General features: G+C 45.6%; 24 protein-coding genes. 7 read left to right on the forward strand and 17 right to left on the reverse strand.

Annotated elements, in window-relative coordinates:
• Positions 1-10: 10 nt before the first annotated feature.
• From KO533_RS07485 to KO533_RS07510, 6 genes are all read right to left on the reverse strand, one after another.
• Positions 11-1,168 (reverse strand): acyl-CoA dehydrogenase family protein, encoded by a 1,158-nt coding sequence (locus KO533_RS07485; RefSeq protein WP_113938930.1) that lies wholly within the window; start codon positions 1,166-1,168, stop codon positions 11-13.
• An 88-nt stretch (positions 1,169-1,256) separates the two neighbouring features.
• Complete coding sequence (locus KO533_RS07490; RefSeq protein WP_011919010.1) at positions 1,257-2,756, reverse strand: CoA-acylating methylmalonate-semialdehyde dehydrogenase; 1,500 nt, start codon at positions 2,754-2,756, stop codon at positions 1,257-1,259.
• Between the two features lie 116 nt (positions 2,757-2,872).
• Complete coding sequence (locus KO533_RS07495) at positions 2,873-4,063, reverse strand: acetyl-CoA C-acyltransferase (protein ID WP_219253501.1); 1,191 nt, start codon at positions 4,061-4,063, stop codon at positions 2,873-2,875.
• Between the two features lie 549 nt (positions 4,064-4,612).
• On the reverse strand, positions 4,613-5,041 hold the full coding sequence (locus KO533_RS07500) for a GNAT family N-acetyltransferase (RefSeq protein ID WP_219253504.1): 429 nt from the start codon (positions 5,039-5,041) through the stop codon (positions 4,613-4,615).
• Positions 5,042-5,044: 3 nt separating this feature from the next.
• A complete protein-coding gene (metA, locus tag KO533_RS07505) occupies positions 5,045-5,986 on the reverse strand; it encodes a homoserine O-succinyltransferase (protein ID WP_219253517.1) in 942 nt (313 codons plus the stop codon).
• A 70-nt stretch (positions 5,987-6,056) separates the two neighbouring features.
• A complete protein-coding gene (locus KO533_RS07510) occupies positions 6,057-6,476 on the reverse strand; it encodes a YbaY family lipoprotein (RefSeq protein WP_113938934.1) in 420 nt (139 codons plus the stop codon).
• 117 nt (positions 6,477-6,593) lie between these two features.
• On the opposite strand from KO533_RS07510, the gene KO533_RS07515 reads away from it, so the two are divergent.
• Entirely contained in the window at positions 6,594-7,337 is a 744-nt protein-coding gene (locus tag KO533_RS07515; protein WP_028760569.1) for an SDR family NAD(P)-dependent oxidoreductase, read from the forward strand.
• A gap of 99 nt (positions 7,338-7,436) precedes the next feature.
• Here KO533_RS07515 and ompW read toward each other — a convergent pair whose 3' ends face one another.
• The 8 genes from ompW to phhA form a co-directional block, all read right to left on the reverse strand.
• The gene (ompW, locus tag KO533_RS07520) at positions 7,437-8,084 is read right to left on the reverse strand and encodes an outer membrane protein OmpW (RefSeq protein WP_028760570.1); all 648 of its coding nucleotides are present in this window, start codon (positions 8,082-8,084) and stop codon (positions 7,437-7,439) included.
• Between the two features lie 476 nt (positions 8,085-8,560).
• Entirely contained in the window at positions 8,561-9,241 is a 681-nt protein-coding gene (locus tag KO533_RS07525; RefSeq protein WP_251073382.1) for a nucleotidyltransferase family protein, read from the reverse strand.
• 52 nt (positions 9,242-9,293) lie between these two features.
• Positions 9,294-9,584 carry a hypothetical protein gene (locus tag KO533_RS07530; RefSeq protein WP_028760572.1) on the reverse strand — a complete coding sequence of 97 codons (291 nt, stop codon included), beginning with the start codon at positions 9,582-9,584 and terminating at the stop codon, positions 9,294-9,296.
• Between the two features lie 86 nt (positions 9,585-9,670).
• The gene (gene maiA, locus KO533_RS07535) at positions 9,671-10,321 is read right to left on the reverse strand and encodes a maleylacetoacetate isomerase (protein ID WP_219253518.1); all 651 of its coding nucleotides are present in this window, start codon (positions 10,319-10,321) and stop codon (positions 9,671-9,673) included.
• Positions 10,322-10,408: 87 nt separating this feature from the next.
• Positions 10,409-11,395: a fumarylacetoacetate hydrolase family protein gene (locus KO533_RS07540; RefSeq protein WP_219253519.1), complete on the reverse strand. Its 987-nt coding sequence runs from the start codon at positions 11,393-11,395 to the stop codon at positions 10,409-10,411.
• Positions 11,396-11,779: 384 nt separating this feature from the next.
• Complete coding sequence (gene tyrR / locus KO533_RS07545) at positions 11,780-13,318, reverse strand: transcriptional regulator TyrR (RefSeq protein ID WP_113938940.1); 1,539 nt, start codon at positions 13,316-13,318, stop codon at positions 11,780-11,782.
• A 268-nt stretch (positions 13,319-13,586) separates the two neighbouring features.
• Entirely contained in the window at positions 13,587-13,925 is a 339-nt protein-coding gene (locus KO533_RS07550) for a 4a-hydroxytetrahydrobiopterin dehydratase (protein ID WP_028760576.1), read from the reverse strand.
• Between the two features lie 133 nt (positions 13,926-14,058).
• Positions 14,059-14,859, reverse strand: coding sequence for a phenylalanine 4-monooxygenase (phhA, locus tag KO533_RS07555; protein ID WP_219253520.1), 801 nt, complete (start codon positions 14,857-14,859; stop codon positions 14,059-14,061).
• A gap of 321 nt (positions 14,860-15,180) precedes the next feature.
• Here phhA and galU point away from each other — a divergent pair, with 321 nt between their 5' ends.
• The 6 genes from galU to KO533_RS07585 all read left to right on the forward strand — a co-directional run bounded on the left by galU (position 15,181) and on the right by KO533_RS07585 (position 22,301).
• Positions 15,181-16,089 (forward strand): UTP--glucose-1-phosphate uridylyltransferase GalU, encoded by a 909-nt coding sequence (gene galU, locus KO533_RS07560; protein ID WP_219253521.1) that lies wholly within the window; start codon positions 15,181-15,183, stop codon positions 16,087-16,089.
• Complete coding sequence (gene galE, locus KO533_RS07565; protein WP_028760579.1) at positions 16,089-17,102, forward strand: UDP-glucose 4-epimerase GalE; 1,014 nt, start codon at positions 16,089-16,091, stop codon at positions 17,100-17,102. The genes galU and galE overlap by 1 nt, the downstream gene beginning before the upstream one ends.
• A gap of 91 nt (positions 17,103-17,193) precedes the next feature.
• The gene (gene napF, locus KO533_RS07570) at positions 17,194-17,676 is read left to right on the forward strand and encodes a ferredoxin-type protein NapF (RefSeq protein ID WP_219253522.1); all 483 of its coding nucleotides are present in this window, start codon (positions 17,194-17,196) and stop codon (positions 17,674-17,676) included.
• 111 nt (positions 17,677-17,787) lie between these two features.
• A complete protein-coding gene (locus tag KO533_RS07575) occupies positions 17,788-18,237 on the forward strand; it encodes a polymer-forming cytoskeletal protein (RefSeq protein ID WP_219253523.1) in 450 nt (149 codons plus the stop codon).
• A gap of 314 nt (positions 18,238-18,551) precedes the next feature.
• Positions 18,552-19,526, forward strand: coding sequence for a LysR family transcriptional regulator (locus KO533_RS07580; protein ID WP_113938944.1), 975 nt, complete (start codon positions 18,552-18,554; stop codon positions 19,524-19,526).
• Positions 19,527-20,003: 477 nt separating this feature from the next.
• A complete protein-coding gene (locus tag KO533_RS07585) occupies positions 20,004-22,301 on the forward strand; it encodes an OmcA/MtrC family decaheme c-type cytochrome (RefSeq protein WP_219253525.1) in 2,298 nt (765 codons plus the stop codon).
• 107 nt (positions 22,302-22,408) lie between these two features.
• Here the strand turns inward: KO533_RS07585 and KO533_RS07590 are convergent, their stop codons facing one another.
• The 3 genes from KO533_RS07590 to mak all read right to left on the reverse strand — a co-directional run bounded on the left by KO533_RS07590 (position 22,409) and on the right by mak (position 24,987).
• Entirely contained in the window at positions 22,409-23,092 is a 684-nt protein-coding gene (locus tag KO533_RS07590; RefSeq protein ID WP_212600041.1) for a DUF2982 domain-containing protein, read from the reverse strand.
• Between the two features lie 57 nt (positions 23,093-23,149).
• Complete coding sequence (locus KO533_RS07595) at positions 23,150-23,851, reverse strand: ElyC/SanA/YdcF family protein (protein ID WP_219253618.1); 702 nt, start codon at positions 23,849-23,851, stop codon at positions 23,150-23,152.
• Between the two features lie 218 nt (positions 23,852-24,069).
• Positions 24,070-24,987 (reverse strand): fructokinase, encoded by a 918-nt coding sequence (gene mak / locus KO533_RS07600; protein WP_219253527.1) that lies wholly within the window; start codon positions 24,985-24,987, stop codon positions 24,070-24,072.
• Positions 24,988-25,043 lie beyond the last annotated feature (56 nt).

Here is a 25,043-nt window from a genome sequence, read left to right on the forward strand (position 1 = left end):
GCGAGTTGAATTACAGGATTTGTCCTGCATTTTCATCGAGTAAACGACGGGCGATAATTAAGCGCATAATTTCGTTAGTGCCTTCTAAAATCTGGTGTACACGCACATCACGGAAATGACGTTCCAGCGGGTACTCCCTTATATAACCATATCCACCATGAATTTGCAGCGCCGCATCGCAGACTTGAAAACCCACATCGGTGGCAAAGCGTTTCGCCATAGCGCAATAAGCCGTGGCCTCAGGATCGCCACTATCGAGTTTAAATGCCGCAAGACGCACCATTTGGCGGGCTGCGACTAATTCTGTCGCCATATCGGCAAGCTTAAATTGCAGCGCTTGGAAAGCCGCTAACGGTTTACCAAATTGCTGACGCTCATTCATATACTGAGTTGCGCGCTCTAAAGCCGACTGCGCCGTCCCCACAGAACAGGTAGCGATATTGATGCGACCGCCGTCTAAGCCTTTCATCGCGAAAGCAAAACCTTGGCCTTCTTCACCGAGCAAGTTCGCTACTGGCACGCGCACGTTTTCAAAGGTGATTTGACGGGTCGGCTGGGCATTCCAGCCCATTTTATCTTCAGCTTTACCATAAATAACGCCAGCGGCATCCGCCGGAATCGCAATGGCCGAAATCCCCTTAGGCCCAGCTTGACCCGTACGGCACATCACGACTAAAAGCTCAGTGGCGCCCGCGCCTGAGATAAACATTTTCGAGCCTGAAATCACATATTCATCGCCGTCGCGCACCGCTTTGGTTTGCAAAGATGCAGCGTCAGAACCCGCACCCGGCTCAGTTAAACAATATGACGCTAACATCTGCCCTGTGGTTAACGGCTCGGACCAAGTCTGACGCAGGGTTTCAGTGCCCCAAGTCGTCACCATCCAAGTCGCCATATTGTGAATGGTCAGCATGGCTGTGGTTGCAGTGCAGCCCTTGGCAAGTTCTTCAAAAATAATCGAGGCATCGAGGCGCGATAAGCCCATGCCACCTTCGGATTCTGGCGAATACAGAGAGCAAAAACCCAGCTCACCGGCTTTTTGGATCACGTCTTTAGGGAAATGATGTTCTTCATCCCACTTGGCGGCAAACGGGGTTAATTCTTCCGCGGCAAACTGGCGCGCAAGATCGGCAAACTGGCGTTGGTCATCGTTGAAATTAAAATCCATTTGGCTCTCCTATGACTCTGTGGTCACTTTTTTATTGAATAAATTGGGCGCCGTAAAGACGCCGTGGTTTATCGATTAATCACCGAGCTTAGCGTAGGTTAATGCTCATATTTGGCGTTGAAGCTACGGCGATATCAGACTCGAACCAGCGGGAAGTGATGGTCTTGGTCTCGGTATAAAAACGCACCGCTTGCTTGCCATAAGCATGTTGATCGCCGTAGAAACTGCCCTTCCAACCGGTAAATGAGAAGAAAGGTAATGGCACAGGAATAGGCACGTTAATCCCCACTTGGCCGACTTCGATTTCATGTTGATATTTACGGGCAGCTGCACCGCTAGCGGTAAAGATAGACGTGCCGTTGCCATAAGGGCTAGCATTGACTAATTCGATAGCCGCTTCTAATGAGTCCGATTCCATGCAGCACAGAACAGGGCCGAAGATTTCTTCCTTGTAGATGCTCATCTCAGTGGTGACTTTATCGAACATGGTTGGGCCAATCCAGTTGCCCGACTCGTAACCTTCTACGGTAAAATCGCTGCCATCGAGTAAACACTCGGCGCCTTCGGCTTTACCTTGAGCGATAAGTTTAAGCACCCGCGCCTTAGCGGCTGGGCTGATAACCGGACCATAACCCGCTTCTTTATCGTCCCATAAACCTGGGCGAACTTTGGCTAACGCTTCTTTTAATTCTGGGATCCACTCTTTCGCGGCACCCACAAACACGGCAACCGAAATCGCCATACAACGCTGACCCGCCGCGCCAACAGAAGCGCCGACTAAGTTGTTGATCACTTGCTGTTTGTTTGCATCTGGCATGATAACGCAGTGGTTTTTCGCGCCCGCAAAGGCTTGCACGCGTTTTAAGTTATCGGTACCCGTTTTATAAATATACTGACCCACAGCCACAGAACCGACGAAAGAAATGGCTTTAATCGCAGGGTCTGCCAGCAGGATATCTACGGCGGTTTTATCGCCATGCACTAATTGCAATACGCCCTTAGGTGCGCCCGCCTCAACAAACAGCTCAACCAGACGCTGCGGCGTCATAGGATCTTGTTCTGAAGGCTTTAAAATGAAAGTGTTACCGCAGGCAATCGCCAATGGGAACATCCATAACGGGATCATCGCAGGGAAGTTAAATGGCGTAATACCCGCACACACACCGAGTGGTTGAGTGTAGCTATAAGTGTCGATTGAACGCGCGACGTTCTCAACGGTTTCGCCCATCAATAATGACGCCACATTACAAGCGTGCTCTGCAACTTCAATACCGCGCCATACATCGCCCTTGGCATCTTCGAAGGTTTTACCGGTTTCCTTTGCAAGAATGGTCGCCAGTTCGTCGTGATGTTCTTTTAGCAGATGTTGATAACGCAACATGACGCGTGCGCGTTCAGACACTGGCACTTCTTTCCAGGTTTTAAAGGCCGCTTTGGCGCTAGCAATCGCAGCGTGAACTTCTTCGCTAGTGGCAGCATTAATCACAGCAATCGGCGAGTTATTCGCGGGATTGGTGACAATAATCTGTGATGTGCCCGTACCTTGGATAAACTCGCCGTCAATGTAATGCTTTACTTGTGTGGTCATGTTGCAATCCTTTCCTTGTAGAGTGATGGGCTGGCGGTGCGATATTATGATTATCCTCAAGGGAAGTGATTGCCCTTGCCAGCCCCGTCTTGTTGATTTAACTAAAACCTTTGCAATTAGACCTCAATGGCCATCGCTGTTGCTTCACCACCGCCGATACACAGCGAGGCGACACCGCGTTTAAGGCCGCGGGCTTTTAAAGCATGGATTAAGGTCACTAGTAAACGTGAACCCGAGCAGCCAATAGGATGACCTAAGGCGCAGGCACCGCCATTGACGTTAACCTTAGCTATATCTAAACCGAGCTCAGACACGGCAAGCATAGTCACCATGGCGAAGGCTTCGTTGATTTCGAATAAATCAACTTCATCCGTTGACCAACCGACATTGGCCAGTAATTTCGCCATAGCGCCGACAGGTGCAGTGGTAAAGAGTGAAGGCTCTTGGGCGTGGGTCGTGTGGCCTTTAATGGTGGCTAATACAGTTAAGCCTAAACGCTCAGCTTCGCCACGCGAGGTCAGCATCAATGCCGCTGCGCCATCGGAAATAGAGCTAGAGTTGGCCGCAGTGATAGTGCCATCTTTGGTAAAGGCTGGTCGCAGCGTAGGAATTTTTTCAGGGCGGGCATTACCGGGTTGCTCGTCGGTATCGATAGTCACATCACCGCGACGATCACTAACTGTGACAGGCGTAATTTCGGCCTTAAAGGCACCCGAGTTAATCGCGGCATTGGCTTTTTCGAGCGAACTGAGCGCAAAGGCGTCCATCTGCTCGCGGGTGATACCAAATTCATCGGCGGTTTTCTGGGCAAATGTTCCCATGGCGCCGCCAGTATAAGCATCCTCAAGACCATCTAAAAACATATGGTCGAGCACTTTGCCATGGCCCATGCGCATGCCGCTTCGGGCTTTATCTAATAGATACGGCGCTTGGCTCATACTTTCCATGCCGCCGGCGATCACCACTTTTGCACTGCCCGCTTTAATCAAGTCATGGGCTAACATGACCGTCTTCATGCCTGAGCCACAGACCTTGTTCACTGTGGTCGCCCCCACAGAAAGTGGAAGCCCCGCACCTAAAGTTGCCTGACGTGCAGGCGCTTGACCTAAACCTGCGGGTAATACACAGCCCACCAAGACTTCATCGACATGTTCACCCGCCAATTGAGTCTCCGCCAACAAGCCCTTAATGGCTGTCGCGGCTAAAGTCGGTGATGCAACAGATGACAAACTGCCTTGAAAACCACCCATAGGGGTGCGTTTAGCGGCAACAATAACAATATCTTGATTTAACGGTTCAGTACTCATGCAGGCTCCAACCCAAATTGACCACAAGGCCTAGTGCTAGCCTTGGGACGTTTAATAAAATCGACAATAAAACCACTCTGACGTTTACGCGAACGTAAAGCAAGTATTCCTTGGTCTAATGTGTCGATTTTATCGGGTGAAAATTGTCAGTAAGGATTTACAGCGAAATAGGAAATTGAGGAGTATTAAGCTCAAAAATTGAATTCTGTGGTGATTAACTAAGTGGGATAAATGTGGACCTTGGAGCGCAGTGAAATAGAAAGCCGCGGCGCGTAAGAACATCCGTTCTAGCGCGGCTTCTTTGAACACTATTTAGAATTGCCTCGGCGGCTTGTTGATATTGCCGACTAACTTTACCCAGTTAGCACATGCCTTTACGCCCTCAGCGTAGTAAACCAGATCGTTCTAGTAATGAAAGTAGGTCACCCATATCTTTGTAGGGAATAAAACAGCTGGACTCAGGCTACTAGTGATTTTCCCCTCTGGTTATGAGGCCAATGTCAGACAATGTCAGACAATGTCAAAAGTAGCGAGTCTATATGCCACTGGTTAGCATTTGATTTGCATATGGTATTCATACATGTCTTCACCAACAATATTAAATCCCAACCTGAGATAGAGTGCTAAGGCTTGATTATTTTTCAAGACAGTTAGCAATACTGTCTTTGCTTTAGCGCCATCTAACACTTGTTGAATAATGGCTTTACCAAAGCCTTGTTGCTGATGCACAGGATGTATCTGAATCTGCATGATTTCTACAGAGTTATCCGTTTGTCGGTATTTTAAAGTGCCGATAATGCATTCTTTATACCGCACTAAAAAGGAACAGTCATATTGATCTTTGAGCCTGAGATGATGTTCCTTTTCAGTTAAAAACTGACCTGAACGCTCTAAATGCGGAGTCATGGTCAATTTTCTAAGCTGTAAGAGGTAATCCCAATCAGCTTCTTTGGCTTGAATAAACTCAAATATTTTCATGAATTATCGCGATTCCCACGGTGTCATCGCCGTCATATCACTTAAGTCATAAGGCGTTAACTGGTAAACGTAATAATTGAGCCAATTACTGACCAACAAACTACCGTGGCTGTGCCAGCGGGCAATGGCTTCGGCTTCTGGATTATTATTTCGATAATAGTTTTGTGGCACATTTGGCGTTAAGCCTTGGGCTAAATCCCTATGGTATTCATCGTTTAAGGTCGATTTTTGATATTCAGGGTGCCCCATTACAAACAAGTTACGGTTATTGCGACTTAATACTAAATAGGCCCCGGCCTCATCGGACTGCGCTAACACTTGCAACTGCGGGTGTTGCCTAATTTCTTCCACATCCATCTCGGCAAAACGCGAATGGGGTGCAAAGAACTCATCATCAAAACCACGTAGTAGTGGGAAATGCTGATAAGTGCGCCTATGTACAAATACGCCAGAACGCTTCTGTTGCAATATTTTTCGATTTAAACCATAGAGATGATACAAGCCCGCATGGGCTGCCCAGCATAAAAACAACACTGAGGTGACATGCTCTTGGGACCAGTCGATGATTTCACGGATATGGTCCCAATAAACCACATCTTCGAAATCGATTTGCCCAAGCGGCGCGCCAGTGATGATAAGACCGTCGTAATTTTTATGGCGAACGGCTTCAAAATCACGGTAAAAAGTATTCATGTGGTCGATGGAAGTATGCTTGGATTCTTTGTCGTGAATGCGCAGTAAATCCACATCGACTTGTAAAGGCGTGTTGCCCAGTAAGCGCAGTAACTGGGTTTCGGTCTCGATTTTGTTCGGCATCAAGTTCAAAATCAGCACCTTCATCGGCCTGATATCTTGATTCGCCGCCCGCGTCTCGGACATAACGAAAATATTTTCTGACTCTAACACCCCTGCTGCGGGCAGATGATCTGGAATTCTAACCGGCATACCGCGCCTCTTCTGTTCGTAAATACTAACGGATTCGGCGCGTATGTCAGCTCACTTTTGAGCGGGCTAACTAGCCACCGACTTTCTCTAGCAGTATCGTCATTGGCTCAGTGGAATTGAGATCAATGTGATAGGCTTGAGTATTAATAAACAATAACTTATCACCCAACATAATCCGGGCACCTATGGCATAAGTGTGACCGGGTTGGAACTGATCGCTACCAATCGCAAAACTGAATGGCGCGGGTGTCGCAGCACCTTGTTGCACGCGCTCCGCCATCACTATGGCTGGCACATCCATTTTTGAGACATCAAGCAGTTGCACTATGACCTTAGCATCGGCAGGTAAGGCTATCCGTTCGCGATATAAGGTCTCGCCTTTTATCTCAACGATAGCATTAGGTGTCGCACAACCGGATAACACCCCCATGATGGCCATTAATGCTAAGGCTGTTAATCTCAACGCGCTTAAACGCAACCATTTGTTCATTTTGTTTCTCCTAATCATACATAAAGACTTCTAGATGTCCACACGCCCAAGCTATAAATCTTGTCTTGGTGAACATAACTTTCTATCATAAGCCACCATTTCGTTGCCGAAAAATCTATGACCCAAGCAACTGCAATCATTGTGGGAGCTAGCTCACAATTAAGTCGTGAACTTGCAAAGCAATTGGCAGATCAACAGGTTGAATTAGTCTTATTCGCCCAAGATCCAGAATCACTGCGCGATTTTGCCTTATCCTTGCCAACAAAAGTACAAGTTTTTGCACTTCAAATTGAACAACCTCAAGCCATCATCAACCAACTTGAATCAGTCTGGCAAACTCTTGGCGGCGCGCACTTAGTCTTAGTCAATACAGGCCTCAATAGCTATGACCCCGAGTTGCCTTGGCTACCGGAGCAAGACATTATCGATGTCAATGTGCGAGGTTTTGCTGCCATCTGCAATACGGCATTTAGACTATTTCGCGAGCAAGGTTATGGACAACTGGCGGCAATCAACTCGATTGCGGGCCTTCGCGGCGGGCCGAGTGTGGCCTATCACGCCTCAAAAGCCTTTGGCCAGAATTACCTTGAGGGCTTAAGTATGCATGCTCAGCGCCTTAAGCTACCTATTACGATTACCGATATCCAACTTGGTTTGCTCGATAAAGCCGCTATGCAGCAAAGTGCGATGTGGCTTGCACCATTGCCACAAGTCGCAGCACAAATCATCAAGGCAATGAAACAAGGCAAACGCCGCGTCTATGTGACCAAACGCTGGCGCCTCGTCGCTTGGCTTACTGTGTTATTACCCGAATTTATCTATAACACTCGCCACTGGAAAGCAAAAAAGCCAAAGCGCTAAATCGGCTTAGCCTAAGTGGAACAGAACATGGCGCGATAAAAAGTGCAGAAACGAAAAAGGAGCCTAAGGCTCCTTTTTTACGCTTATCTAATCAGTGGATTAGAAAGTGTAACCCACGCTGACCATATAAACCCATGGGTTGATATCAGTGTCGATAACCACAGTGTCGCCCGCTAATTTAAACTTCACGTCACTGCTAATTTGTGCGTACCACACTGAAGCGTTCACTAACCAGTTTTTGTTAACCTGATAGTCAACACCTGCTTGTGCCGCTAAGCCCCACGAAGTGCTCATGCTCAAGTCAGTTAACGCACCATTTAAATCGTTGGTGAACTCATTGTCGAAGAAATTAGTATAGTTAACACCGACACCCACGTATGGACGTAATTTAGATTGCGCATCACCAAAGTAGTACTGCGCCACTAAAGTGGGTGGTAAATGTTTAGTTTCAGCAATCTTACCTACGCCAGCCAAAGAAACATCGTGGCTAAAAGGTGTGGCAGCTAATAACTCAACCCCAAAGTTATCTGTCAGCATGTAGCCAAAGTTTAAACCCACTTGAGTGTTATTGCTGATTTGGAACTCACCGTTACCCGCAACATCATCACTTGATTCATTTGGCGCAACAACCACAGCACCCGCACGAACGATAATGTCACCCGCTTGGTGAGCCGATACAGAGGCAGAAAAACCAGCGGCTAAAAGGGTGGCAGCGACCAGTGTAGAAACAGTGTTTTTATTCATCATCATACTCCATATGTACAACATAGGTTTTTGTTTTGTATTACATCATTAACAATTGACGCCTACACTGCCAGAGATATGCGGCTGATTTATTGATCCAAATCAAAGTGAGTGAGCAATACTCACTTATAGGTACTGCACATGGGAGCTGAATCACGAAATTCAAACATTTATTGATAATACTCCTTTGTTTTCTGTGAGCTAAGTGTTGTATTAGTCATCACTAATGACTTCCGCAAGTGGTAGTGACCAATAACACCATAAACATTTTAGTAACAATAAAAAGCACTTAACTAAGAGGTTATTTGAACATTAAGTTCAAATTATAGAGACTGGTTGAATGAGGATAAAAACAGAAAATGGATAAATAAAAACGGCTTGAGGATGATACCTATCATGTTAGATAACTAGATTGCATGGAATGATAGTGTGAGGCGGTTAAGTCAGTTTTAGACTGAACGAATAAGAAAGTGAGAAGATTAGCTTGAGTAGCAACACGTAAGCAAAGGATAGCGAGTTAGCCAGCCCTTAGTCGCAACTCTGTGCTCAAACAGTGGTAATGATCGCTTTGGATTGGCGCTCAATTTGAGGGCAAACAGGGAGTTCAGCCCAAAGGGAACCACCAGCTCAATACCGTAATGCGTGGAATGATGATCAGTCTCTGCATCTACCTGAGTATCTGTCTCAACATGAGATTTTAAACACACCCCAACCGCGGTTTCTAACTCTGGCCAATGGGCCATAGCATCAATACAAGATGTGTAAGCCATGTCTTGATTGCGACTATGCATGCGCGCCTGATTCTTAACCGACCAAGGTAACTCAGGGGCAAGCTGATGAAGATAGGTTTCAATCGCCAGATCCCGCTCAGGGCTAATATCTAAAGGGCAAAAATAGATCAGATCGATATCGTTCAGTGGACTCAACTCAAATTCGTGCAAGCGATCCCAGACTAAATTACGGACAAATCCCGCCGCCAGACACCACTGCGGCATTGAGTGTACTTTGGCACATTGAAGCGCGAGTTCAAGCGCCCTCACCCGCTCGCAGTCTTGAGCTATCCATTCAAGTAATTGATGCTCTAGCGCTGCTTCACTCATTGCATCATTCATAACATTATTCGTAGCAACACTCATGACATTACCCCTAGCACCACTCATAACAGTATCGCCCGCTTCAATATCAGATAAAAACACGGGAAAGACATTAAGCTTACTCCACTTCGCCATCGGTTTCTGAGCACTTTACGACCTCATGACAGAGTAAATAAACGAGACTATAAATCGGTGCCATTACCGCAAAACAAATCCAAAACCCATAGACATCTTTGTCTAGCAGATTAACGCTAACAGTAAAGATGGGCATGAACAGTAGCATCCATTTTATTACATTGAGTTTGTACAGTATCGGCTTATCACAATGGCAGCAGCGTCCTTCCTTAATCGGCACATCCTTAGCGCCGAGTTTACCTTTGCAATACGGACATTTTTTACTGAAAAGCATTTAAACTCCATCGCTGAGATTAGACTCTCAAAGCAAGCCTCATCATCCATTCTTTCTATTCGTAAAAACCGTATCCGCGCAATTCGTTACACCGCATCCGCTTGGCGCTCTGGCGCAGCATCGACAAAGGCTTCAAGCTGATTACACTCAGCCCACACGCGCATGATATTGGGATAAGGCGTTAAATCCACATTAAAACGCTGGGCGTTATACACCTGCGGCACTAAACATAAGTCGGCTAATGTCACGGCATTCCCAAAGCAATAACGACCGCTATGCCGTGTTAACAAGGTTTCTAAGGCCGTAAAACCACTTGCGACCCAATGGTGATACCAAGTATTTTTAGCCGCTTCATCGACCCCTAAGGTTTGCGTTAAATACTGCAATACCCGCAAGTTGTTTAATGGATGGATCTCACAGGCGACCGTAAGTGCCATAGCGCGCACGTGGGCACGTTCAAGAGCCGATGCAGGCAGTAATGGCGACTGTGGATGTATCTCATCAAGATATTCGATAATCGCTAAAGATTGCGACAAGACATCCACATCCAGCTCATCATCCACCACTAAGGTTGGCACTAACTCTAAAGGATTAAGCGCAATGTAGGCCGCTTTATGTTGCTCGCCGCCATCACGTACGAGATGCACTGAAAACTGTTCGGCTGAAATCCCCTTGAGATTAAGGGCAATACGAACCCGATAGGCTGCACTGGAACGCCAATAACCGTAAAGTTTCATATTTTCATGTCCTGATAAAAGTCAGTATAAAAACGGGGCAATTAAGCCCCGTTAGTTTGAGTCTGTGTCGCCCTTTAAGGGAAAGCCTTAGGCTTTGTATTCAACCACTTTTTGATCGATAGAACCAAAAATGGTTACATCATTATCATCGAGCATTTCGATACGCACTGTGTCACCAAAACGCATAAATGGCGTAGTTGCTTTGCCTTCGGCAATCACTTCTAACATACGTTTTTCCGCTAAACAGCTCGAACCTGCGCTACGGTCATAGTTAGAAATAGTACCAGAGCCAATAATCGCGCCTGCGCACAATGGGCGGGTTTTTGCAACATGCGAAACTAACTGACTGAAATTAAAGGTCATATCAACGCCCGCATTCGGACGACCAAATAATTCACCATTTAAATAGGTGATCAGCGGTAAATGCACTTTCGAATCTTCCCAACGGACACCCAATTCATCCGGTGTCACAGCCACAGGCGAAAAACTGCTCGATGGTTTAGATTGGAAAAAACCAAAGCCTTTCGCCAACTCACCAGGGATCAAGTTACGCAATGACACATCGTTAACTAGCATCAACAATTTAATGTGCTTAGCTGCATTGTCAGTGCTCACGCCCATAGGCACATCATCGGTAATAACCGCAATTTCAGATTCGAAATCGATACCCCAGTCTTCACTCGCCAATGGGATATCCGCTTTAGGGGCAATAAAGCTGTCTGAGCCACCTTGATAAAACAACGGATCTGTCCAAAAGGTTTCTGGCATTTCTGCGCCACGGGCTTTACGGACTAACTCAACGTGATTCACATAAGCGCTACCATCGGCCCATTGGTAAGCACGCGGTAATGGCGACAAACACTTAGCTTCGTCGAACGCTTGCGCGTTATCTAACATGCCTTCATTTAGCGCATCGTACAATTCTTGCAATTGCGGTCTCAGTAAATCCCAACCATCGAGTAATTGCTGCATAGTGTGGGCAATGGCAGGAACAGCAACCGTTTTAGTGAGATCGCGGCTGACTAACATCAACTGACCATCACGACGACCATTGTTATAACTTGCAAGTTTCATATTGGCTCCAGTGCTCTTCGGCTAGGTGTACAATTTTATTGTGCTGGAAAACACGCGACGTCACCCAGCTTATATTCGGCGATTTAAATCGAACTTTTTGACTCATTAAGGGCATACATGTTACGCAGTTCGCGCCAACGAGGCATGCTCTTTTACTTGCTTTAACGTATTTGTTGCGCGTAGAAATACCCGATGCAGCTCAAGATTCCTATAGCGTGACCAAAATCACATTTAGGTCAATTATTTCACATTTTGTAAACTAATCATTACGTTTATAACCTAGTTACCGCTTATCAATATCTCGGTAAGCAATATGCCTGAAAAGTCGGCAACTAAGTGGAACGATACTGTTACATTGACTGTGTCAACCCAACGAGACTCTGGCTAACGGCGCTTGGCTATCTTGTATTCACGCAGTTTATTAGCAATAGCTGTGTGTGATACACCTAGCTTTTTCGCCAACTGGCGAGTGCTCGGATAGGCCGGATATAATCGACGCAACAGACTCGCTTCAAACTGCTTCATTGCATCGTCGAGATTGCCTTCAAACTCATTATCAAAGTAACCAAAACCTTCGGCGTATGACGGCAATTTCAGCTGTTCTACCGTCAACTCGGCCGAGCCATCCCACATAGACACGGCTCTAAATACCGCGTTCTTTAATTGGCGTACGTTACCTGGCCAAGCGTAGGTGAGCAAATGATCGCGGCACTGGGCCGAAATCCGCCGAACAGGGCTAGACAACTGTTGACTGTAATGTTCGAGGAACATTTCCGTCAGTGGAATGATATCGACTTTACGCTCACGTAATGACGGGATGTGATAACTCAACACATGGATGCGATAGTACAAATCTTCCCTAAACTCGCCGGTTTGGCATAGTTCAGCTAAATTTTTCTGGGTCGAGCAGATAATTCGCACATCAGCACGCACTTCTTCATCGCCCCCTATGCGTCTAAAAGTGCCATCTTGCAATAGCCGTAGCAGCTTAACTTGAGCCGCCCTAGACATTTCCGCCACTTCATCGAGAAATACTGTGCCCCCCTTAGCTTCTTCAAAAAAGCCCCGTTTGACGACTTTACCCTGACTGACGTAACCGAATAATTCCTCTTCGGCAGCGCTGTCGGGTAGAGCGGCGCAGTTGATGGCGATAAAAGGTTTTTCACGGCGCATCCCCGCATCATGGCTAGCTCTGGCCATTAATTCTTTGCCAGTACCCGTTTCACCCGTGATCAACAAAGGTGCATCGAGCTGGGCCATACGCCGCGCTTGCTTAAGCACTTCCTTCATCTTGTCACTGCTGGCTAATACATTTTCAAAGCCAGTGGTTTGGTTCTGCAGCGCGTTAAACTGTTTTCCAACACGCGCAGGGGATTTCAGCGACACCACAGCACCAACCAAGATGGTTTTTTCATCCTCATCGGGTAGGTAAATCGGCAGCATTTCCGCTAAATATTCGTTTGGGCCGATTTGAACTCGCGCCGCTTGTGGCAATACTTGTGCTTCACTCAACCAACGGCTGAAGTTAAAACCTTGCACCCAATGATTAAGCGACTCTTCGAGTACTTCATGCTCACCCATGCCGATATTGAGCAAGGCGGACTCATTAACGATACGGATACGAGCCTTGGCATCGATAGAAAAAACGGAGTCGGGTAAGGTTTTGAGCAGGGTTTTAAGGGCGTAATGTTCTTGCTCTGAGGGCATAAATGACACCGTACGCACATCGTGGACACTTTCCACTTTGCGGATCTGCGGCATCAAGGCACTCAAGGTTTCAAAACTGATTTCGGCAAATTGTAAGTACAGGAATCCTTGGTTACTGGCATCAATGGCAATTAAATTAATACCATAACGCTCTAACACGACTAAGATATCTTTGGCTAAACCAACACGATCCTGACAGCTGACTTCCAAGCGCATAATGACTGATATTCCCTTTTTTGATTTGAATTTTGGGGATAAACCGTGCAGAGCTATTTTTCGACTTAGGCTTTACAACAAAAATAACGCTTGCTAGGCAAATCGTTACCTTTGACGAAAACGTCAGCGATGAGGGGAAATAGCAGAGCCCGTATACGTTAGAAGGTTAAACTGAAAGTGGCAAGCCTAGTTTACAGTTGAATTGTAACAGGAAGAAAAAACCAGCATCATAAAACACATTAAGATGCTGATTAAATTGATTAAATAATTAACCTAGTAACTGGTCTGTCTTGGCGGCCATGATGAAGTCATTCTTATGTAGCCCCTTAATGGAGTGCGACCACCAAGTGACAGTCACTTTGCCCCATTCAGTGAAAATGCCTGGATGGTGGAATTCTTCTTCCGCTAAATCCGCCAGCTTATTCGTGAATACCATCGCCAGTTTAAAGTTTTTAAACTTGTAGACGCGCTCAAGCTGCATTACGCCGTCACGCACTTGCACGCCCCAGTCAGGGATCATACGAATAAGTTCTGCCAATTCTTCATCGGTCACTTTTGGTGCATCGGCTTGGCACGCTTCACATTTCATATTCGATAACGCAGTCATACATACTCCTGTTGGCAACATTAATAGGGATATTTAGTTGCACTTTACTCATTACTTATTACTTACTTAAATCACATGACTAAATTAGATGGCGACTCAAATGACACATCAAAAACCATCCATCGAATCGAGACTAGCTCGCCTTGGCTTTGGGAGGATATTTAGGAGCAAATAAACCTAACTGACGTGCCTTAGTGACATAACTCATGATGTCCATTTTGGCAATTTCATCAAGCATATCAATGTGCTCAATCACATAATAAATCGGCTGCATAATATCAATGCGATATGGGGTTCGTAGCACATTCAATAAATCAAAGGGCTGACGTTCTGGCACGTCACTTTCCATTGCATATAAAGTTTCACCAGGTGAGCTTAAAATACCGCCACCATAGATACACAAGGGGCCATCTTTAGGCTGTAGCAAGCCAAACTCAACCGTAAACCAGTATAAACGCGCTAAAAATACCCTTTCTTCTTTGCTGGCATTTAAACCTAATTGGCCATACATATGTGAAAAATTGGCAAATGAAGGGTTGGTGAGCAAAGGGCAGTGACCAAAAATTTCATGAAAAATATCAGGCTCTTGCAGGTAATCAAACTCTTCCTTACGGCGAATGAATGTCGCCACAGGAAACTCTTTATTGGCCAGTAGTTCAAAGAAACGGCCGAAGGAAATAAGCGCAGGTACGGCTGCCGTTTTCCAGCCGGTGGTCGCTTGCAATACAGTATCAATTTCAGTAAGTTGCGGAATACGATCCTTTGGCATAGCCAAGGCATCTAGCCCTTGCAAATACTCCTTACAGGCACGGCCAGGCAGGTTTATCGCTTGACGGGCATAAAGCTGGCTCCAAATCTCATGTTCTTCTTGCGGGTAGTTGATAAACCCTGTGTCATCAGCTCTGTGAGCGATGTACTTTGTTCCTTTCGTCATAGTCTTCACTTAGTGGCTAGCACTCATGGAACCATAGTGATCTAAGCCTTTAAATTTGTTAACTCCCTCACACTTTATTCTTGCACCACTACTGTGACGTAAACGTAAAGCAAATATTACAAGGGTATTAAAAACGCCATGCAAGTGCACATCACCCATGCTGGATGAGATGCTCTGTGCTACCTTTGCTAAAACTTACGTCGACTTCGCTGTAAAAATACTTAAATATCCTAAGTTTTCAGCGTTTCTAAATAGCTTTTCTGTGCAGGTCATTTACAATATTGGCCATTAACCGCATCTCCTTGACCTAAAAGGTTCGCAATGAAACAACATCAAATTCGTAAAGCCGTTATTCCTGTCGCAGGCCTAGGCACTCGTATGCTTCCCGCGACCAAAGCAATTCCAAAGGAAATGTTACCCGTTGTCGATAAGCCATTGATTCAATATGTAGTCAGTGAAGCTATCGCGGCTGGGATCAAAGAAATTGTACTCGTGACCCACGCCAGTAAAAACTCTATCGAAAACCATTTCGATACCAGTTTCGAATTAGAAGCCCAATTAGAACGCCGCGTTAAACGTCAGTTACTTGAAGCCGTACAATCTATTTGTCCTAAAGACGTCACTATCATCAGCGTGCGCCAATCTCAAGCTAAAGGCTTAGGTCATGCGATTTTGTGTGCTAAATCTGTCGTCGGCGATGCACCATTTGCCGTATTACTACCGGATGTGATCATAGATGAAGCCAGCTGTGACCTTCGTAGCGATAACTTAGCCGCTATGGTTGCCCTGTTTGATGAAACCCAAGTCGGTCAAATCATGGTGGAAGGCGTGCCACATAACGTCGTCAACCAATACGGTATTGCCGATGTGAATGGTCATGATTTACAACCGGGTGAATCTGAGCCATTAGTCGAACTGGTTGAAAAACCCTCTGTAGATGAAGCTCCTTCTAATTTAGCCGTTGTAGGCCGTTATGTGTTACCAGCCAGCATTTGGCCGCTACTGGCTAAAACCCCTGCGGGCGCAGGCGATGAAATTCAATTAACGGATGCGATTGCGATGTTAATGAAGCAAGAAACCGTAAATGCTTACTACATGGAAGGTAAGAGCCATGACTGTGGTAACAAGCAAGGTTATATGCGTGCTAACGTTGAATATGCCCTGCGCCACAGCGAAATCGGTGAAGATTTTGCGCACTATTTAAAAACCGTTGTAAAAGGAATTAAGTAATGACGATTTTAGTGACCGGTGGTGCTGGCTATATTGGCACCCACACAGTAGTAGAACTGCTCAATGCTGGTAATGATGTGATTGTATTGGACAACTTGTCTAATTCAAGCATAGAAGCCTTAAACCGAGTAGAGCGAATCACTGGTAAATCGGTTACTTTCTATCAAGGCGATATTCTCAATAAAGCGTTATTGCAGAAAGTGTTTAACGATCATGCTATTGATTCAGTTATCCACTTTGCAGGATTAAAAGCGGTGGGAGAATCCGTCGCAAAACCCCTGAAGTATTATGAGAATAACGTTACGGGTACGCTTATCCTTTGCCAAGTCATGGCAGAGTTTAAGGTAAAAAATCTCGTATTCAGCTCATCGGCAACTGTGTATGGCGATCCCGCAAGTTTACCGATCACCGAAGACTTCCCCACAGGGGCAACAAACCCTTATGGTCAGTCGAAGTTGATGGTTGAACATATACTGGCAGATGTACACAATGCCGATCCGAGCTGGAATATCGCCCGTCTGCGCTATTTTAATCCGGTTGGCGCCCATGCCAGTGGCTTAATCGGCGAAGATCCTAACGATATCCCTAACAACTTAATGCCCTTTATTGCGCAGGTTGCCGTGGGTAAACGCACCGCCTTAAGCGTGTTTGGTAATGATTATCCGACTCACGACGGTACTGGCGTGCGTGACTATATCCATGTCGTGGATTTAGCCAATGGCCATTTAAAAGCGCTCGCAAAATTGGCCACTAAGCCTGGTCTAGTGACCTATAACTTAGGCACAGGCCAAGGATATAGTGTATTAGACATGGTTAAAGCCTTTGAAAAAGCTTGTGGTAACACCATTGCCTACCAAATTGCGCCACGTCGCCCAGGGGATATTGCCGCCTGCTACGCCGATCCAACCCACGCAAGGGAAGATCTTGGCTGGCAAGCGACTCATACCCTAGAAGATATGGCCAACAGTAGCTGGCATTGGCAATCAACCAATCCCAATGGTTATAACGGCTAATAACTTGAATGGCTTGTGGAAATCTCCCAAGCCATTTTTCTTTACCCTCTAAATACCATCGCTTTACAGCATTAACCACCCGAGGAGCAACATGACTCAAAGTATTAATCACAGCCGTCGCAGCCTCTTTCGCCGGCGTAAAGATAATGCGATAAGGCCGCCTTGGGTGCGTGATGATATCGAGTTCACCGATGTGTGTACTCGTTGTTCCACCTGTCTTGAGGTTTGTGAAACTCACATTATCATCAAAGGTGATGGCGGATTTCCTGAAGTATCCTTTAAGGACAATGAGTGCACATTTTGTACCCTGTGTGCTAAGGCTTGCCCTGAAAATATTTTCGATTTGACTCAAGCACCTTGGCAATACCAAGCCCATATTCAAGAAAGCTGCTTAACCTTTCAAGGGATCTGGTGCCAAAGTTGTAAGGATGCCTGCGAACCAAGAGCCATCAGTTTTGTGCTCAGTATTGGTCAGGCTCCGAGCCCCAAAATAGACCTTGGTCTTTGTACTGGATGCGGTGCCTGCGTAGCTCCTTGCCCTAGCAAAGCCATTGAGATAAAACGACCAACTTGATAGAACACTGTAATTGCATTAACACGTGCAGAGCTGTGCTTCTCATGGATTTTAAGCTAGTATCGCGCCTCTGTTGAACTCAGTTAATCCCTTCTCGAATTAAGTTAATTTATGATAATGTTTGTAAGAAAACTGTTTTTCCCGCCTAAAAAAAGTACCTCTTTTAGCTTTATTGCTCGAGGCACTAAACTCACGGGAAATATCGAATTAACAGGCGATGTGCTTGTTGGCGGTGATATCCAAGGTCAGCTGCTTTCTGAGGCCAATATCACCATAGAACAAGGCGGTATAATTCAAGGTGAAGTAAAGTGCCATGAATTTATCGTCGATGGGGACTTCAAAGGCAGACTCATTTGTGAGCGTTTAGTGATCCAACGTAATGGTGTTGTCGACGGCGAAGTGGCAAGTACCTCAATGCAAATCCTTGAGGGTGGCCAATTTATCGGGATGCGGATTAAAGAAGATGCACCAACCATTTATTCCCATGCAATAGGCCATACCCCAACAGCAGATTCACTCAACTTACCGTCCGTGCAAAACGACGTCATAGAATCTCACTAATCCTAAATGCATCACTATCGTTTGCTCGCCGCCTTAGGTGAGCAGACTTTGACTCACTCTTTTAGCTCAATCATTCCTTTCCGCCCGATGTTAAACATAGCGCCTACTCATCTAACTCCCCCCCCCCTCTTTACAATAGTTAAATAATTGTTATTTTACCGAGAGGGATCACAGTTAATCCGCATGCTGAATGTTAATATTGGCAGTTAGTATCCATGATATTTGATCGCGGTGGTTCGGGTAATCGCAAGGACACAGAACTCCCCTAATAGCGCCGCAAAAACATTTAAGACTCATACAGGGCAAAATACAAAATGAGCAACTTATTACTAAAACAGATCTGTGAACTCGATGTTTTTACCTTGCTTGTATTTAAAAGTATTTTCGACACTGGACACGCAAATAGCGCGGCCAAAGCGCTAGATGTTTCTGCCCCCAAAATAAGCCGCTGCCTCAATGCATTACGCCTAACCTTTAATGATGAACTATTTTATCGTCGTCAACAGGGGCTTAAACCGACGCCTTTAGCAGAAAGTCTCTATGTTGCTATTTGCCAGTTTACTGAATCGGTTTATCACCTCGAACAATCTGCAATCCAGATACAAAATGCGGCCATCAATACCGACTTACCGCTGCATATCGCTGCTTGTAATGGCCTGCTAAGCTTTTTAGCGCCTCAGTTAAGCACTCCTGAACTTGCCCAAAAGCTAGGACAAATACGCTTACATAAATGGCAGGAAAATAGTGCTGAGTTGATCCACGCAGGTGCGCTTGATTTTGGGATTACTTTTGAAAGTGCTGAAAATAAAGAATTAAGTTACACCAAACTTGGCTCAATCAATGGCATTTATATCGTTGCAGCCAAGCAACATCCGCTTTGGGACGTTGAGACGAATATTACCTTAGAGCAAATTTGTCGCCATCCGTTTCTATTTCAAGAACTCAAGGGCTTTAACAGTAAAATCGATCCCTTAGAATTATTTTGCCAGCGCCAAGGTATCTTACTGCCTACCGTAGAGAAAGTGATAGACAGGGAAGAATGGTATGCCCATCTATTAACCATGAAGAGTGTGGCTTTTTGTTCTAGCATTGATATGCACACAGTTAAACATATGCCCGGATTACATCTCGAGCGCCTTAGCGACACAGAGCTTAATAGACTCCACGAAACTATGATGGCGCCACATTATTATCTGATTGAGAAACCTGCAGTTCATCGGCGTTACAGCCAAAGCCAGTGTGATCTCGTCGTGCGCTCCTTACTTGCCGCACTCGAACCAGCACACTAATACAAAAATAGATTACACACTAAGTTCATCAACCTAGCTTACGTCATGGATGTTAAGTGGGTTAAGTGGGTTTACTGGGCTATGGCTTCTATTTATCCAAGGCACAATTAAATCACTTTAAAATGCCATATCTTCCCCCCATCCTCGCTCTCTTATCCCATTGCTTTTGTGCTCAAAACCTTAAGATAACGACTTAAGATTCAGGCTCTCTTAACATCGTTCATTTTGCTTAACCGAAAATGAATTCATCATTTCGGCCTAAGTTTAAAGATTAAAATCGTGATACACATCATAGGCTAGCGGCTTAATTTCACTATTTAAAATATCAAAATGCAAAGTTTAGAATTACCATTCACGGGTGTTAAATCATCGTTCACATATCAGATACAAATTTGCAAATACCACTTTATAAGTAGATGAATCCTCCTATATTAGAGGCACTGCACACGCAGTCTTATAGATAGAAAAAGGGACGCGATGATGAAAAACTACAATAAATCTCTACTGGCACTGGCTCTTGTCAGTACCTTAAGTCTTACCGCCTGCGGGGACGGAAGCGATGGTCAAGATGGGGCACCTGGCACACCAGGTACACCCGGAACACCAGGCACTCCCGGAACACCAGGTACACCCGGAGCCCCTGCGGGTTCCTTCGCAACGACAGCTCAATCCATTACAGATCTGGCATTCACGTTAAGTCCTGCTGACATTAAAGTGACTAGCAGTGAAGGCTTCAGTGTTAAATTTACTGTTACGGGTAAAAATGCAGGCAAAGTAGTCCCTTTCAAAGGACTGGATAAAATTGCAATTTATTCTTTAACAGCAAATGAAAACACCTCAGGTACTGGCGCGCCGATTGAGTGGCAAAATAATGCCACGGCAAATGCCGCTGGCACTTCGTTAACTTGTACTCTAAACGGCCTGAACGGAACTAAAAACGCTTGTACTTTAACCGAAGATACAGCGACGCCAGGCACTTACACAGCAACTTGGACTTATGGTGGCGCAGCACCAATTATCAATCCAAATGATAATCCAAACGCAGTACACAGAGTCTTTTTACGTGCTTACAACATCGCCGATAGTACTGGTGTTGTCCTATCTGACAAGATTTTATCTGTACCCGTTGATTTTATCCCTGCAACAGATGAATTAGGTGTATCGGGTAAAGACACAGTATCTAGTGCGGCATGTAAAAACTGTCACGGTGAAGTAGACGGCCATATCGCGAAGATTGAAGCCCATCATAACTACCAAGATGTTAAAAACTGCGTAACTTGCCATAACCCTGATCTCGTTCCAAGTGACGCACAACTGGCCGAAGGTTGGGTATTTGATTTTGCTCCCATGATCCATAGGATCCACGCAGGTCATCACATCAGTGACAGCTTAAGTGGCGAAGCAAAAGAATATTTCGGTGAAGTTGGTTTCCCATCTGATTTGAAAGAATGTAAATCTTGTCATGATGGTGCACCAAGTTATAACACCAATATTTATGCACAAGCTTGTGTGGGTTGTCATATCAATGTGAACTTCACCACTGGCGAAAACCATTCAGAATTTGGTTTAGCCCAAGCTGATGATACTCAATGTAAATCTTGCCATGGCAGCGGTAGCTTAACACCTGAAGCTGTACATAGTGTCGGTAAACGCGCTGAGTATGCAAGCCTATTCAAAGTTGACTTTACCAGTGCAGCAGTAGCGACTTCAGCAGCACCTGGAATGAAAACATTGACATTAAAAGCCAATGTGACCATGAATGGCGCTGCAATTCCTAACGGAACCGATTTAAAAGTGTATAACGCGACAACTAACCCTACTGGTATGTTTGTGGCTAACGGCTTATTACTGGGTAACGTAACCACTGATGGTACTGTTTACGCTTGGAGAGATGTCAAACCAACAGCAATCGCTCTGACACTGAAAGATGGAACCTTATCTAATGGTGAATTAACTTTCGTAAAAGATATTCCCGATGCCCAAGCTGTAGGTACTATCTACGTCAGTTCAGAAGCCAACGTCTGTATCAAAGCAGGTAAAGTGAGTAGCTGTAATGCCACAGGACTTGAATTTGGCCCAACAAATCCAATTGGTAACACTGCTCCTGTTAAATTCTATAGCTTAGATGCTTCTGCAGTAGTTAAAGCTCGAATGACAGATCCTGCTCGAATTACCGTAGAAGAAGCAAAATGTAACGACTGTCACGGCACCTTAGATTATATCAAGGGCACCAGACACGGAACTTACACCTTTGACCAATGTATGCACTGTCACAACGATACAACGGGTGCATCAGGCCATAAAACAGTGGTTTATAAAGGTGAAGACGGTAGCAAAGTCATTAATCCAGAAGTCACTTTCAATAACAAAGACTTATTCACCGTCGCCCACCGTTTCCACAGTGGTAACTTTGATGTTATCGCAGGGATCTTCCGCGATGCTAATGGTGAATTAGTCGGTTATCCATCACCAGAAACTGCATGTTCTGCATGTCACAAAGATGATGCAAAACTGTTTGCGACTGACGGTGGTTTAGCCTCTGAGAAACGTTCAATCAAAGTGGGTAGCAACTACATTAGTCCAGTAGCTGAATCATGCCGTAGCTGTCACGCTCACTCTGATGCAGCGGCTGTCGCTCACTTTAGAAGTAACGGTGCTGTGGTTGAAGCTGACGCAATGACAGATCCTAACTTACCAGTAGAATCTTGCGCAACTTGTCATGCTGAAGGTAAAACCTACGGTGTAGATAAGGTACACGCAGAGGTAGCACACTAGTACCTTTGGGTTGCCCCTGCACAACCCAAACTTTAATCTCTGCAACTCATTGGGGACCCTAGGGTCCCCTTTTTTATTGCTGATGATCTTCAATTGAGATTGTAGATTTAACCAGCTGAGCGGCTACATTGTGCAATACGTTGTCTAAGTAACTTAATAAAGTCCTTAGGTTCCCTATCTAAACTGTCATGGGGAATATACAAGTGATACCCTAAACGCGTATCTAACATCACGCAGCGATGCCCAAACATAGCCAATACGCCACGATAACGATCCCCTTCTATCACTAAAGGGCCAAACTCAGCGCCGAGATAAGTTTCTAAAGTCGCTAAGTCTGCATCTTGAGAGGCGGCTGTCACCAGCAAAGGTCGCTGTTCAGTTAATAATCCTGTTGCTAGACGCAGGGAAATATTATCGAGAATGGGATTTAAATGTTTCAGTTTAATGCCTAAATAAGATAACTCTATAGTATCTAAACCATTAGTCACCCGCGGAATATCGACCCGCTGAATATTATCCCAATCGATAGCCACTTTGCCGCGGCGATGAAAATAGGTCAGCCCCTTGTCATCTAGTGCTAGAGTCGTTTCCGGCTCATACACCTTGGCTAAACCGAGAATGAGTGAAATAGCGCCCAAACTAAAAAACATCAAACCGACAGCAAACAAGGCCGGCCACGTCAGAAACAGTCCCAAACCCAGCACCAGACTTAAGCCTCCCAGCCAAGTTAAGGTTAACCCATTTCGTTTCGATAAAGGACGCACAGATACTATTTCTGACTCAATTGTCATTGTTCATCTTCCTGTTAAAACTCACTATCTTTAGACTGAACTTGGCAAACCACACCTTTAACTTACGGCCTTTATCCATAACCACAAACGGCCAATGTATTCGTGAATCGCCCGTTGAGAAGCCACTAAATTATCGGCGGTTAACCGCCACCAAAAATCATCTCGGCCAATAAAATCCGTTGGTGCAGCATATGGGTGTAAGCCTTTAGCGGTGAAAATAGCCATCGCCCTTGGCATATGAGTGGCCGATGTGACTAAGCGAAAGGGCTCCTCCCCTAACTCCCACTTTAAGTATTGCGCTTCTTCTATCGTATCGCGCGCCAGTGGAAATTGAATAATTCGGCTTTTATCAACACCTAGCTCTACCGCGGCTTTAGCCATCATTTCAGCATGGGAAAATTGAGTGAGTTCACCACCCCAGCCGCTAACGATCAACATACACTCTTGACCCAACTTAAGTTGCCGAATTCCTTCAGTTAACCTTGTAAGGGCGACGTCCGATAAGGATTGCACCGCCGTCGCTCCCGCTATATCAGCATGCCCAGAACCTAATACCATCACAAAACAAGCGCCTGCGATGGGCGTGGAATTAATCGGGTAAGCTGATTCTAACGGACGCACTAAGGTATTCACACTCAGTTGACTGCTTAAAAACAGTAAGAGAAAAAAAGCGCAGGATACTAAGTATTTCGCCATACTGCGACGGCGCCATACTAGAAAAGAAATCAGTAATAACAATAGGATAAAGGGAATCGGCATCATCCCCTGTGAAACAACTTTCTTAACCCAAAACATGATGTCCATGCCAAGCAATCCAAAGGAGCGCAATCATAGCATCAAAATACGGGGGGAATACATCGCACATAAAGCTAGCCCAGCGTTTTACTGGGCTATTGTTTACAAGACTCTGATATCACTAGACGTTGATTTCATAGCGTAATGAGTTCACTGGTGGAGTTTATATCCTCAATAATGGATCACTTTTCCCACAACCAAGCGGCACCGCGCACACCCGATGAACAACCGTATAGATTCTGCACCACAGGCGTATGACACTCACGCCCCACCACATAATGGGCCAGCAATGCCGGTAATCTTGGGTAAATCGCCGCGACATTCGACATTCCGCCGCCCAACACTATGGCATCGGGATCGAGCATATTGATTACATGGGCGAGTGAACGTGCGAGTCTATCCATATAACGATCAAATGCAGCAACCGCAATGGCGTCACCTTTATCGACTAACAACATAATATCGGCACCTGATTTGGCAGGAGCACGCACTGTACCCGCTGCCGTCAAAGCCACATTATAATCACGCACAAAGCCAGTACCTGAAATAAAGGTCTCGATACAATCGGGATTGCCACAGAAACATCGGGTGGTATTGAACTCTTCCTTGGTCATCCAAGGCAAAGGATTATGACCCCATTCACCGCCGATACCATTACCACCACCGTGAACTTTGCCGTTAATTGCCACACCCGCGCCACAACCAGTACCAATAATCACGCCAAACACCACAGAAGCGCCAGCGGCTGCCCCATCGACCGCCTCTGATACCGCAAAACAGTTTGCATCATTGGCAACCCGCACTTCACGCTGCAACAATTCCCCTAAATGTACATCGAGGGGCTGACCATTGATCCACGTCGAATTAGCATTTTTGACTAAACCTGAATAGGGCGATACCACACCTGGAATACCCACGCCGACAGTGCCTTTCTCGCCAAGAGTCGCTTCCGCTTCCTTAACTAAATCAACCACCGCAGCAAGCGTGCCCTGATAGTCACGTGGCGTCGTCACACGTTTGCGAAATAGCTCATTGCCCTCATCACTCAGTGCGACTAATTCTATTTTTGTTCCGCCTAAATCGACGCCCATGCGCATCATGAATTACTACTCCAGTGTTTAGCTTGCCCTTTCATCAAGTGAGATTGATGCAAGGC

This window comes from Shewanella sp. NKUCC05_KAH (genome assembly GCF_019345585.1).
Taxonomy (GTDB): domain Bacteria; phylum Pseudomonadota; class Gammaproteobacteria; order Enterobacterales; family Shewanellaceae; genus Shewanella; species Shewanella oncorhynchi.